This is a genomic window from Pararhizobium sp. A13 (genome assembly GCF_040126305.1).
Taxonomy (GTDB): domain Bacteria; phylum Pseudomonadota; class Alphaproteobacteria; order Rhizobiales; family Rhizobiaceae; genus Pararhizobium.
In genome coordinates, this window is record NZ_CP149510.1 from 1,111,817 (window position 1) to 1,124,302 (window position 12,486).

General features: G+C 60.9%; 9 protein-coding genes. 5 read left to right on the top strand and 4 right to left on the bottom strand.

Annotation, left to right across the window (positions count from 1 at the left end):
- The first annotated feature begins 6 nt into the window (after positions 1 to 6).
- Together WI754_RS05265 and WI754_RS05270 are read left to right on the top strand one after the other, a co-directional pair.
- Positions 7 to 3,150 carry an efflux RND transporter permease subunit gene (locus WI754_RS05265; protein WP_349436601.1) on the top strand — a complete coding sequence of 1,048 codons (3,144 nt, stop codon included), beginning with the start codon at positions 7 to 9 and terminating at the stop codon, positions 3,148 to 3,150.
- Positions 3,151 to 3,196: 46 nt separating this feature from the next.
- Entirely contained in the window at positions 3,197 to 3,850 is a 654-nt protein-coding gene (locus tag WI754_RS05270) for a TetR family transcriptional regulator (protein ID WP_349436603.1), read from the top strand.
- Positions 3,851 to 3,949: 99 nt separating this feature from the next.
- Here WI754_RS05270 and purU read toward each other — a convergent pair whose 3' ends face one another.
- Positions 3,950 to 4,804, bottom strand: a complete 855-nt coding sequence (gene purU, locus WI754_RS05275) for a formyltetrahydrofolate deformylase (protein WP_349436604.1) — start codon at positions 4,802 to 4,804, stop codon at positions 3,950 to 3,952.
- A 260-nt stretch (positions 4,805 to 5,064) separates the two neighbouring features.
- Positions 5,065 to 8,091, bottom strand: coding sequence for a DNA polymerase I (polA, locus tag WI754_RS05280; RefSeq protein ID WP_349436605.1), 3,027 nt, complete (start codon positions 8,089 to 8,091; stop codon positions 5,065 to 5,067).
- Between the two features lie 423 nt (positions 8,092 to 8,514).
- On the opposite strand from polA, the gene WI754_RS05285 reads away from it, so the two are divergent.
- From WI754_RS05285 to WI754_RS05295, 3 genes are all read left to right on the top strand, one after another.
- A complete protein-coding gene (locus WI754_RS05285; protein WP_349436606.1) occupies positions 8,515 to 8,946 on the top strand; it encodes a MarR family transcriptional regulator in 432 nt (143 codons plus the stop codon).
- A gap of 101 nt (positions 8,947 to 9,047) precedes the next feature.
- The gene (locus WI754_RS05290; RefSeq protein WP_349436607.1) at positions 9,048 to 10,436 is read left to right on the top strand and encodes a dipeptidase; all 1,389 of its coding nucleotides are present in this window, start codon (positions 9,048 to 9,050) and stop codon (positions 10,434 to 10,436) included.
- Positions 10,437 to 10,580: 144 nt separating this feature from the next.
- Positions 10,581 to 11,543 (top strand): lysylphosphatidylglycerol synthase domain-containing protein, encoded by a 963-nt coding sequence (locus WI754_RS05295; RefSeq protein ID WP_349436609.1) that lies wholly within the window; start codon positions 10,581 to 10,583, stop codon positions 11,541 to 11,543.
- A 9-nt stretch (positions 11,544 to 11,552) separates the two neighbouring features.
- Here WI754_RS05295 and WI754_RS05300 read toward each other — a convergent pair whose 3' ends face one another.
- Positions 11,553 to 12,047, bottom strand: a complete 495-nt coding sequence (locus WI754_RS05300; protein ID WP_349436610.1) for a hypothetical protein — start codon at positions 12,045 to 12,047, stop codon at positions 11,553 to 11,555.
- Between the two features lie 220 nt (positions 12,048 to 12,267).
- Entirely contained in the window at positions 12,268 to 12,477 is a 210-nt protein-coding gene (locus WI754_RS05305) for a cold-shock protein (protein ID WP_037129397.1), read from the bottom strand.
- Positions 12,478 to 12,486: the final 9 nt, after the last annotated feature.

The following is a 12,486-nucleotide window of genomic DNA, read 5'->3' on the forward strand; positions in this document are numbered from 1 at the left end:
TGCGCGATGCCAAGTTTCTTCATAGACAGGCCGATTTTCGCCTGGGTGGTCGCGATCTTCATCATGGTGGCAGGCGCCATCGCCATCCCGCAGCTTCCCATTTCGCAATATCCGGATGTGGCGCCGCCGCAGATCTCGATCACCGCCACCTATCCCGGCGCATCGTCGCAGGACACATACCAGAGCGTCACGCGCCTCATCGAAGACGAGTTGAATGGCGTCGACGGGCTTCTCTATTTTGAATCCACGTCCAGCGCTCAAGGATCGAGCGAAATCAATGTTACCTTCGAGCCGGGCACCGATCCGGCGCAGGCGGCGGTCGATGTGCAGAACCGCGTGCGCCGCGTCGAAGCCCGGCTGCCCGACAGCGTCAAGCAGCAGGGCGTGCAGGTCGATGAAGCCGGCTCCGGCTTCCTCCTGATCATTGCGCTGACCTCGACTGACGGTTCGATGGATGCCATCGGTCTCGGCGACTACCTGAACCGCAACGTGCTGAGCGAAGTCCAGCGCGTTCCGGGCGTCGGCCGTGCCCAGCTGTTCGCCACGCAGCGGTCGATGCGCGTCTGGCTCGATCCCGACAAGATGCTCGGCCTCAACCTGACGGCAGAAGATGTGACGACCGCGATCGGTGCGCAGAACGCCCAGGTCGCAGCCGGCTCGATCGGCGCGCAGCCGAATCCGATCACCCAGCAGATTGCAGCTCCTGTGATCATCAAGGGCCAGCTGTCGTCGCCGGAAGAATTCGGCGCCATTGTCCTTCGCGCCAATCCGGATGGTTCGGCCGTGCGCCTGCGCGACGTGGCGCGGCTCGAGGTGGGCGGCGAAAGCTACTCCTTCACCACCCGTCTCAATGGCAAGCCTTCGGCCGCGATCGGCGTGCAGCTCTCCCCGACTGGCAACGCCATGGAAACCTCTGAGGCAATCAAGGCGCGCATGGACGAGCTTTCCGCCTATTTCCCGAACGGGCTGGAATATTCGATCCCCTACGATACCTCGCCCTTCGTCAAGGTCTCGATCGAGAAGGTGCTGCACACGCTGCTGGAAGCGGTCGGCCTCGTCTTCCTGGTGATGTTCCTGTTCCTGCAGAACATCCGCTACACGATCATCCCGACCATCGTCGTTCCGGTGGCCCTGCTCGGCACCTGTGCCGTCATGTATTTCATGGGCTTCTCTATCAACGTCTTGACCATGTTCGGCATGGTGCTGGCGATCGGCATTCTCGTCGACGACGCGATCATCGTCGTTGAAAATGTCGAACGCATCATGTCGGAAGAGGGGCTGACGCCGCGCGAAGCGACCCGCAAGGCGATGAAGCAGATCACCGGCGCCGTCATCGGCATCACGCTGGTTCTGGCTTCGGTCTTTATCCCGATGGCCTTCTTCCCGGGCGCCGTCGGCGTCATCTATCGCCAGTTCTCGCTGACAATGGTGGTGTCGATCCTGTTCTCGGCGCTGCTCGCTTTGTCGCTGACGCCGGCACTCTGCGCCAGCTTCCTGAAGCAGGTGCCGAAGGGCCACCACCATGCGAAGAGCGGCTTCTTCGGCTGGTTCAACCGCCTCTTCGATCGTACCTCGCATCGCTACAGCGGTTCCGTATCCTGGCTGATCCGCCGTTCAGGCCGCTTCATGATCATCTATCTGGCCGTGCTGGCCGGTCTCGGCTATCTGTTCCTCAAGCTGCCATCCTCCTTCCTGCCGGATGAGGACCAGGGCTATGTCATCGTCATGATGCAGCTTCCTTCCGAAGCGACCGGACACCGCACCGATGAGGTCATCCAGCAGACCGAGGACATCTTCAGCAAGGAACAGGGTGTCGATCGCATCGTCGCGATCAACGGCTTCTCGTTCTTCGGCGCCGGCCAGAATGCCGGGCTCGCCTTCGTGACGCTCAAGGACTGGGCGGAACGTGGTCCGGAAAATGCGGCCCAGGCGATTGCCGGCCGCGCCAGCATGGCGATGAGCCAGATCAAGGATGCGATCAGCTTCGCGCTGTCGCCGCCACCGATTCAGGGTCTCGGCACGACGGGTGGCTTCTCGTTCCGTCTGCAGGATCGTGGTGGTCTCGGCGAGGCAGCCCTTGCACAAGCGCGCGACCAGCTGCTCGGCCTTGCGGCCCAGAGCAAGATCGTTGCCGGCGTACGCTTCGAAGGCATGCCGGATGCGGCGCAGGCAAATGTGATCATCGATCGCGAGAAGGCCAATACCTTCGGCGTGACCTTCGCCGATATCAACACGACGATCTCGACCAACCTCGGCTCGACCTATGTCAACGACTTCCCGAATGCCGGCCGCATGCAGCGCGTGACGGTACAGGCGGACGAGAACAAGCGCATGCAGACGGCCGACCTGCTCAATCTCAACGTTCGCAACTCGAGCGGTGGCATGGTGCCGATCTCCTCCTTCGCGACCGTCGAATGGGTGAAGGCGCCAACACAGACGGTGGGCTACAACGGCTATCCGTCGGTACGCATCAGCGGTGATACCCAACCCGGCTATTCGTCAGGCGAGGCGATCGCCGAGATGGAGAACCTCGTCAAACAGCTCCCGGTCGGCTTCGGTTATGAGTGGACCGGCCAGTCGCTGCAGGAAATCCAGTCGGGTACCCAGGCGCCGATCCTGATCGCATTGTCCTGCCTTCTGGTTTTCCTGTGCCTCGCAGCGCTCTATGAAAGCTGGTCGATCCCGGTCTCGGTGATCATGGTGGTGCCACTCGGCGCTATCGGCGCTGTCCTTGCCGTCACGCTGCGCGACATGCCGAACGACGTCTACTTCAAGGTGGGCCTCATCGCGATCATTGGCCTTTCGGCAAAGAACGCGATCCTGATCATCGAGTTCGCCAAGGAGCAGATGGAGGCAGGCAAGTCGCTGCTGGAGGCAACAATCGAGGCATCGCATCTGCGCTTCCGGCCGATCCTGATGACGTCGCTTGCCTTCACGCTCGGCGTTCTGCCGCTGGCGATCGCCACGGGTGCAAGCTCTGGCAGCCAGCGCGCCATCGGCACCGGCGTGATGGGCGGCATGATCTCGGCAACAGTTCTCGCCATCTTCTTCGTGCCGATCTTCTTCGTCTTCGTGATGAAGATCTTCGGGCGGGTGAAGGCAAAGCCGGTCGAGCAGGCGCAAGAGGCAGTAGCAACACCAGGCGAATGAGAGAGGAGGCCCGCCGTCGCGGGCCTTTTCCTTTGAAAGGGCAGACATGCGGAGAACCAAGGCCGAGGCGGAAGAAACGCGCAACAACATCCTCAGTGCGGCGGAGCGGCTTTTCTATGAAAAGGGCGTCTCCAACGCGACGCTCGAGGATGTTGCCAAGGCGGCCGGCGTCACGCGCGGTGCCATCTACTGGCATTTTTCCAACAAGACGGATCTTTTTCTCGAACTCTACAATTCCGTGTCCCTGCCGCTGGAAGACATGATTGCCCGCGATATCGAGCAACCGGCCTCTGGTGTCCTCTCATTTATCGAGAAATTGACGGTCGACTGGCTGGACGAACTGGCAAGCGACGAGCATCGCCAGCGCATCTTCACCATCCTCCTGCGCTGCGGCTATGGCGAGGACCTCATGCCGGTTCTTGAAAGACAGCAGGAGGTCGATGACAGGCACATCGCTTCGCTCGAGAGCGCCTTCGCAAGGGCAGAGAACGAGGGCTATCTCAATGCAAACTGGACGCCGCACTCGGCGACCAAGGCACTGTGGTGGATGGTGGGTGGACTGTGCACCGAATGGCTTCTCTTCGGCCGCCGCTTCGATCTGGCGGCCGAAGGCAGGGACGGGTTGAAGCGGTTGTTCACCAGCTTCAGGCCGGCAGCCATCGACGTGGCCGCCTCGGCCGATATCCATTCAATGGCCTAAATCGCATCGCGTCAAAACGGAGTCATGCGATGCGATTTAGGCTTTGTTTTTATGCATGTCGTTGTCCCAAAACCGCTGCGCACTTTTGGGCGACATGCATTAGCGGAAGACCACGGTCTTGTGACGGTTGAGCATGACACGGTCTTCCAGATGCAGCTTGACGGCGCGGGCAAGCACCCGGCTTTCGATGTCGCGGCCCGCAGCAACGAAATCCTCGGCGCTCATCGCATGCGTCACGCGCTCGGTTTCCTGCTCGATGATCGGGCCTTCGTCGAGATCCGGCGTGACGTAATGGGCGGTGGCACCGATCAGCTTGACGCCGCGCTCATGTGCCTGATGATAGGGCTTGGCGCCCTTAAAACTCGGCAGGAACGAATGGTGGATGTTGATCGCCTTGCCGTAGAGCCGCGTCGACAGGTTGTCGGAAAAGACCTGCATATAGCGGGCGAGGATCACGAGATCAGCGCCGGTTTCCTGGATGAGTTGCAATAGCTTCTCTTCCGTCTGCGCCTTGTTTTCCTTGTTCACCGGCCAACAGTAGAATGGAATTCCTTCCAGTTCCGCCGTACGCTGGCTGTCATTGTGATTGGAAACGATCGCGACCACTTCAGCATTCAGCCAGCCGACACGGATCTGGTAGATCAGGTGCAGCAGCGCATGGTCGAACTTGGAGACGAGGATGAGGATGCGCGGCTTGCGGCCGCCATCGGTGATGCTGACCTTCATGCCGAAGCGGTCGATTGGCGCCTTCAAGGCCCGCTCCAGATCGTCCCGCGAGACGCCCACCGGCACCTGGAAGGCAATCCGCATGAAAAAGCGGTTCGTCTGCCTGTCCCAGAACTGGTTGCTCTCGGCAATATTGGCGCCGGCGGCGCAAAGCTGCGTCGTCACGGCAGCGACGATGCCGGGTTTGTCGTCACAGGACAGGGTGAGAATGAAAGTCTGAAACGCCATGATTTCCTCCAAATCGACGTGGCCGGGAGGTTCAAGGTCGTTCCGCCCGGAGCTATACGCCGGTATCTCCGGTGAGCCACCGCGACAATCGTTTTGCAAGGCTGGCAGCTCAGTTTCTATCATCCTGAGGGAGCAGCGGTTTGATGGCGGACCTGATGGCTGAAAATGCAAGAATCGCAGCGCGAGAACCGCCAGGCCATGACAGGATTCGCGCGTGCTTGATCTTGGTGTTGGACCGGCGCACCCCGGGCTTGTTTTCCTCAGTGGGCCTCGTCCCAGTTATGCGCGGCGCGGGCATCGACCTTCAGCGGCACTTTCATGTCGAGCGCCGGCATCGCGGCGTTCTCCATGACAGAGACGATCAGCGGGATCGAGCGCTCGACATCGGCATCCTCGACCTCGAATACCAGTTCGTCATGCACCTGCAGCAGCATGCGCACGCGCTGACCAAGCCCGGCATTTGCCAGCGCCGGCTCCATCTTGATCATTGCTCGGCGGATGATGTCGGCGGCCGAGCCCTGGATCGGCGCGTTGATCGCCGCCCGTTCGTTGAAGGCGCGGTGCGAGGGGTTGGAGGAACGGATATCCGGATAATGGGCGCGGCGGCCGAAGATGGTTTCGACATAGCCGTTTTCACGGGCAAAGGCCTTGGTGTTTTCCATATAGTCGCGGATGCCGGGGAAGCGTTCGAAATACTTCTTGATGTAGTCGCCGGCTTCCGAGCGCTCGATCGACAGCTGGTTGGCAAGGCCGAAGGCCGAGATGCCGTAGATGATGCCGAAGTTGATCGCCTTGGCACGGCGGCGGATTTCGCTTGGCATGCCCTCGACCGGCACGCCAAACATTTCCGAAGCCGTCATCGCGTGAATGTCGATGCCATCGGAGAACGCCTGCTTCAGCTGCGGGATTTCCGCGACATGGGCAAGCACCCTGAGCTCGATCTGGCTGTAATCGGCCGAAACCAGCTTATGCCCAGGCGTCGAGATGAAGGCTGTTCGGATCTTGCGGCCTTCGGCGGTGCGCACCGGAATGTTCTGCAGGTTGGGATCGGACGAGGAGAGCCGCCCCGTGGTTGTCGCCGCCAGCGCATAGGACGTGTGCACGCGTTTCGTTTCCGGATGTACGAAGCCGGGAAGCGCGTCGGTATAGGTGGATTTGAGCTTGGTCAGCTGCCGCCAGTCGACGATCTTGCGCGGCAGCTCGTGTCCCTCTGCGGCCAGGTCTTCGAGCACCGAGGCGGAGGTCGACCATTGGCCAGTCTTGGTCTTCGCCCCGCCGGGCAGGCCGAGGCGCCCGAACAGGATATCGCCGAGCTGTTTCGGCGAGCCGATGTTGAAGCTCTCACCGACAATGGCGTAGATTTCGTGTTCGAGGCCGGCGGCGCCTTGCGCCAGTTCGCCGGAAAGGCGTGACAGGATCTGCCGGTCGATGGTGATGCCGCGCGCTTCCATTTGCGCCAAAACCGGTACCAGCGGCCGCTCTAGGCGCTCATAGACGGTGTTGAGGTTTTTCGCCGCAAGGCGCGGCTTCAGCACCTGCCACAGCCGCAGCGTCACATCGGCGTCTTCCGCGGCATAGGCCGTTGCCTTGTCGATATCGACGTAGTCGAAGCCGAGCGCGGATTTGCCGCTGCCTGCGACGTCCTTGTAGGGGATTGGCTGGTGGCTGAGCCATTTTTCGGACAGCGAATCCATCCCGTGGGCACCGGCGCCCGCGTCAGCCACATAGGACATCAGCATCGTATCGTCGAAGCTGGCAATGGTCATGCCGTGGCGCCGCGCCACGAGGTAGTCGTATTTGAGGTTCTGCGCCACCTTCAGGACCGACGGATCCTCCAGCAGGTCCTTCAGGCGTTCGAGGGCGGCAGCCGCCGGGATCTGACCCGGCGCCAGCTTCACGCCGTCGCTGAAAAGATCGTTGCCGCCAGTCTTGTGAAGAATCGGCACATAGGCGGCGCGAATGTCGGTACCAGTCGGGTTCCTGCTGTTGTCGGCGATCGCCAGCGAGAAGCCGACGAGCTCCGCCTGCATGGCGTCGAGCGAGGTCGTCTCGGTGTCGAAGGCAACAATGCCGGCCTCACGCGCCATGGCAATCCAGGTATCGAGCGTCGCGATATCGCGGATTGTCACATAGGCGCTGCGGTCGATTTTTGCGGCGGCAAAGGCTTGCGCGCGCAACTGAGCAAGGTTTTGCGGTGTCGCGGCCGGCGGCTCGACTGTCTTGACGGCAGCAAAGGCAGTGGCGGCCTCGGCGGCGCTGCCGAGCGCCGGCGACGTTGCCGAGGACAGCTCGGACGGCGGCGGTGGTGGCGAAAGTTCGCCCTTGTCGAGATCGGGTCCATGGGCTGCCGCACCCCATTCGACCGGCACGGTTGCGGCTTCCACCGCATCCGCATCGGTTTCGGTCGCAGCGGCGACGCGGCGGGTCAGCGTGGTGAATTCCATAGCCTTGAGGAAGGCGATGAGCTTTGGCCCGTCCTGTGTGTGAAGTTCGAAGTTCTCGAGCGGAACGTCGATCGGCGTGTCGGTTTTCAGCATGACCAGCTGACGCGACAGCCGGGCAAGCTCGGCATTGGCGAGGATGTTCTCGCGGCGTTTCTGCTGCTTGATCTCGCCGGCGCGGGCAAGCAGCGTGTCGAGATCGCCGAACTCTTCCAGAAGCTGCGCCGCCGTCTTGGGGCCGATGCCGGGGATGCCGGGCACGTTGTCGGTCGAATCGCCGGTCATCGCCTGCAGGTCGATCATCTTTTCCGGCGGCACGCCCCATTTCTCGATCACTTCCGGTATCGAGATCTGCTTGTCCTTCATGCTGTCGTACATCGACACATTGGGCGTGACGAGCTGCATCAGGTCCTTGTCTGACGAGACGATCGTCACGTCCGCGCCCGCCGCCTCCGCCATCCGCGCGTACGTAGCGATCAGGTCATCGGCCTCGAAGCCTTCCTTCTCGATGCAGGGCAGGTTGAAGGCGCGCGTCGCATGGCGGATCAGCCCGAATTGCGGGATCAGGTCTTCCGGCGGTGCGGTGCGGTTCGCCTTGTACTGGTCATAGAGTTCGTTGCGGAAGGTTTTCGAGGAATAGTCGAAAATCACCGCGAAATGGGTCGGCGTCACCCCGACGGAAGTGTCGCGCGCATCGGTCAGGAGCTTCCACAGCATGTTGCAGAATCCGGAAACGGCATTGACCGGCAGGCCGTCCGATTTGCGGTTGAGCGGCGGGATGGCGTGGAACGCCCGGAAAATGAATCCGGAGCCGTCGACGAGGAAGAGATGATCACCTTTTTTCATGGCGACAGGGATAGCGTGGGCCGCGATGGGCGTCCATATTTCATTCCGAAGCGCGGAAATTTTTATCTGAGGACGGAAACTGAGGGCCCTCACGGCAACGTTACCATTTTGTAATGTCGTCCGGCCCATCGAGTCCTTGAAAAGCCACATTTGACACCACAAATTATAAGGAACGGCACCTGAACACGCCGTCGTCTGGCAAGAGGCCTGTCCCCCGCCAAAGCCAGATGTTAGGACAAAGGCCTATCCCCCCTCTCCGGGCCTTTGTCCGAATTATGACAAGACCGCCGTGGCCCCGCCTCCGCCATGGCGGTTTTTGTTTGTGTACCGGAGCCATCACGTCCATATAGAAAAGGCGGCTCGGGGGAGTGCATCGCCTGCAATGTAACTTGTGTTCCAGCTTGGTGAGAGGTACCCATATTCATGGCCTTCGACCGCATGGATTCTGCGACATACCTGGCTAGCCTCCTGGCAAAAAGCTTCTCCCGCGCCTTGCAGGAGAGAGGCCAGAAACTTGGCTTTGCGCCCGGCCAGTTTCCTGTTCTTCTGGAGCTTTGGAGTGAAGAGGGCCTTACCCAGAAGCAGCTTCTCGATCGCCTCGACATCGAGCAGGCGACGATGGCCAATACTTTGGCCCGGATGGAGCGCGACGGCCTGATCCTTCGGAAGAAACATCCGACCGACAAGCGCGCCCAGCAGATTTTCCTGACGGACAGGGCGCGGGCGATGGAAGCGGAAGCGAAGCAGGCCGCGATTGCGGCGGATCAGTCGCTTCTCTCCGGCTTTCGGCACTTCGAGCGGGAACTGATGCTGGAATATATGCGTATGGCGATCGCCAACGGCATGCGCAGTTGAGAAAATCACCCCGCCGGCGGCCATGATCGAACGATCAAAATATTTTGCTTAAAGCTGCTGCGATCTTTGTCTAGGTTCCGCCGCACAACAAGGATTCGGACATGACAGACACGGCCAGCATTCTCACCCGCGCGGACGAAAACCTCCCCAAGAGCCTGGACAGGCTTTTCGATCTGGTGCGGATCCAGTCGATCTCCACCGATCCGGCTTACAAGGAGGAGTGCCGCAAGGCAGCGGAATGGCTTGTGGCCGACCTGACTGGCCTCGGTTTTGACGCCTCGGTGCGCGACACGCCCGGCCATCCGATGGTCGTTGCCCATCACGCAGCCGGCAAGGAGGGCGCGCCGCATGTCCTGTTCTACGGCCATTACGACGTCCAGCCGGTCGATCCGCTCGGTCTCTGGGAAACGGCTCCCTTCGAGCCTTCGATCAAGGAACTGGACGGCGGCCGCAAGGTCATCACCGGTCGTGGGACGGCCGACGACAAGGGCCAGTTGATGACCTTCGTCGAAGCCTGCCGCGCCTATAAGGAAATCAACGGCGCGCTGCCCTGCGAAGTCACGATCCTGTTCGAAGGCGAGGAGGAATCCGGCTCACCATCGCTGAAGCCGTTCCTGGAAGCCAATGCTGCCGAGCTGAAGGCGGACTATGCGCTGGTCTGCGATACCAATATGTGGGACCGCGATACACCGGCGATCTCCGCCGGCCTGCGCGGCCTGGTCGGTGAGGAGATCGTCATCACCGCTGCCGACCGCGACCTGCATTCCGGCTATTTCGGCGGCGCTGCGGCCAATCCGATCCATATCCTCACCAACATTCTCGCTGGACTTCACGACGAGACCGGCCATGTCACGCTCGACGGTTTCTACGAGGGCGTCGAGGAGACGCCGTCACAGATCAAGGCTGCCTGGGAAACGCTCGGCATGACAACGGAAAAGTTCCTCGGCGAGATCGGCCTTGCCATTCCCTCAGGCGAAAAGGGCCGCTCGGTCATGGAGCTGACCTGGGCCCGTCCGACGGCTGAAGTCAACGGCATCTGGGGCGGCTACACAGGGGAAGGCTTCAAGACCGTGATCGCCGCCCAGGCGTCCGCCAAGGTTTCGTTCCGGCTCGTCGGCACACAGAATCCCGACAAGGTCCGGACGGCCTTCCGGGCCTATGTCGCCTCGAAAATCCCCGCGGATTGCTCGGTCGAATTCCACAAGCATGGCGGCTCGCCGGCAATCCAGCTTCCTTATGATTCGCCCCTGCTGAATACCGCGAAATCGGCTCTTTCCGACGAATGGCCGAAGCCCGCCGTGCTGATTGGCATGGGTGGATCGATCCCGATTGTCGGGGATTTCCAGAAGATGCTTGGGATGGAATCGCTGCTGGTCGGTTTTGGCCTCTCCGACGACCGCATCCACTCGCCGAACGAGAAATACGATCTTCAGTCCTTCCACAAGGGCATCCGCTCGTGGATCCGGATTCTCGCCGCGCTCGGCGCCTGATACATGTCTTCAAACGTGCCGCGACGTCGACGCGGCACGTTGGAAGGCAGACTGTTAACGGTTAGCACCCTTGACCGGATTGGCCGGGGGTGTTCTCATCGGCAAGATGATATTTTGCGTGCAGCCCCCAAGAATCCCGGCCTCATGAAACTGGTGCGTAAATTCGCCTGGCCGCTCGTAGGGCTGGCCGCGATCCTGTTTTCGCTCTACGGTCTCTATCACGAACTGCATGGTCTTTCGGCGCATGATTTCGTCGAAAGCCTGAAAGCCGTGCCCGTCAAAGGCTGGATATTGGCCGGCTGCGCGACACTCGCAGCCTATGCCGCTCTGGCGGCCTATGATCATCTGGCGCTGGAACATCTCGGCCACAGGATTTCACTCTGGTTCATCACCGTCTGTTCCTTCACCGCCTATGCGCTGTCGCACACGGTGGGCGCATCGGTGTTTTCCGGTGCGGTGGTGCGCTTTCGGGCCTATGGATCGAAGGGGCTTTCGGCCGCCGAAACCGGCATTCTCGTCGCCTTCTGTTCCGTCACCTTCCTGCTCGGAACGTTGACGCTGTCGGCCATCGTGCTTTTGATCGAGCCGGAGATCACCGCCCGCTTTGCCACATTCCTGCCGATCGGCGCGTCGATCTCGACCGGGTTGATCATTCTCGCGCTGATCACGCTTTACGTCGTCGGCAGCCTTGTCGGCTTCCGGCCCTTGAAAACCCGCTGGTTTTGGCTGGAATATCCAAAACCCTCGCTGGCGCTGCGGCAATTGCTGATCGCCCCCGTCGAATTGATCGCGGCAGCGGCGATCATCTACTTCGCGCTGCCAGAGGCCGGAAATCCCGGCTACATGGTCGTCCTCGGCGTTTTTCTCGCCTCCTTTTCGGCCGCGCTTTTGTCGCATGCTCCAGGTGGGCTCGGCGTGCTGGAACTGGTGTTCATTGCCGGACTGCCGGAAATGGATCCCGCGGGCGTTCTGGCAGCACTTGCCATCTTCCGACTGTTCTACCTGATCGTGCCCTTTCTCTTCGCGCTCCTCGTCGTGGTCGTCTTCGAGCATTCGCAGTTCCTCGCCGGCAGACAGGCGGACAGCGGGCGAAAGCATGACGAATAGAGCGTCATCTCACGAGGGTGGATAACAAACCCTCGGTAGGGCCTTTTCCAGCGTACCATCAACCTCTTCGAGTTCGGCGCTCTCGATATGCAGCGGCGCAAAGGGCGGCTCCTGGATCGCGGCATTGACGACGCGGGTGATATAGCATCCGGCGAAAATACGCTCCTTGCCGCCCTTCTCCGTCGATTTGATCGCGACCGGCACTGGCGTGTAGGTGCTTCCTGCAGCGCCTTCGGGCGTTACCGTACCGGTGATCACCTGAACGTCCATCGTCTTTGCATAGCCCTGAACAAAGGACTGATAGTCGCCGAAGGGTTTCCGGTCGGCGAAATAGCTGTAGGCGCGGGCATATTCCTTGCGATTGATCGCATTGTAGAGCGAGCGGATCAACGCCGGCCCATCGGAGCGGTCATCGACATAGGCGGTCTTGTCCTGCGCCGTTGCACTGAGGCAGGACGCGGTCAGCGCGGCCGCGGTCATCAGGGAGGTAAGGATGGTTTTCATCGCATTGCTCCTGTCGTTCAGGGCAGTTTCAATGCGGATAAGGCGATTTGAAGGTGGCGGCCTATTTTGTGGAGGGCAGGTGCCCACCGAAGTGCCGAAAAATCAAAAAGGCCGGGCAAGACCCGACCTTTCACAACGCGCTTCGACACACCTGCCAGTACATCCGTGGTCAACCGCGGAAGCGCATTTCTCCGGCGCGGATGATCGCGCCAGATTGGTATTAGGCAGCCTGGAGGCTGTCTGCCGACATCTTGCCGGACTTGCGGTCACGAACCAGCTCGAAGCTGATCTTCTGACCGTCGTTGAGGCCGCGCATGCCAGCGCGTTCAACAGCAGAAATGTGGACGAAAACGTCCTGGCTGCCGTCGTCCGGCTGAATGAAGCCGAAGCCCTTGGTGGAATTAAACCATTTTACTGTGCCAGTGGCCATAACGATCCC

Bases quoted from the DNA above. Each gene is read 5' to 3' on its own strand.
- WI754_RS05295 (WP_349436609.1), top strand. From the start codon at position 10,581: ATGAAACTGGTGCGTAAATTCGCCTGGCCGCTCGTAGGGCTGGCCGCG.
- purU (WP_349436604.1), bottom strand. From the start codon at position 4,804: ATGGCGTTTCAGACTTTCATTCTCACCCTGTCCTGTGACGACAAACCC.
- WI754_RS05265 (WP_349436601.1), top strand. From the start codon at position 7: ATGCCAAGTTTCTTCATAGACAGGCCGATTTTCGCCTGGGTGGTCGCG.
- WI754_RS05290 (WP_349436607.1), top strand. From the start codon at position 9,048: ATGACAGACACGGCCAGCATTCTCACCCGCGCGGACGAAAACCTCCCC.
- polA (WP_349436605.1), bottom strand. From the start codon at position 8,091: ATGAAAAAAGGTGATCATCTCTTCCTCGTCGACGGCTCCGGATTCATT.
- WI754_RS05300 (WP_349436610.1), bottom strand. From the start codon at position 12,047: ATGAAAACCATCCTTACCTCCCTGATGACCGCGGCCGCGCTGACCGCG.
- WI754_RS05305 (WP_037129397.1), bottom strand. From the start codon at position 12,477: ATGGCCACTGGCACAGTAAAATGGTTTAATTCCACCAAGGGCTTCGGC.
- WI754_RS05285 (WP_349436606.1), top strand. From the start codon at position 8,515: ATGGCCTTCGACCGCATGGATTCTGCGACATACCTGGCTAGCCTCCTG.
- WI754_RS05270 (WP_349436603.1), top strand. From the start codon at position 3,197: ATGCGGAGAACCAAGGCCGAGGCGGAAGAAACGCGCAACAACATCCTC.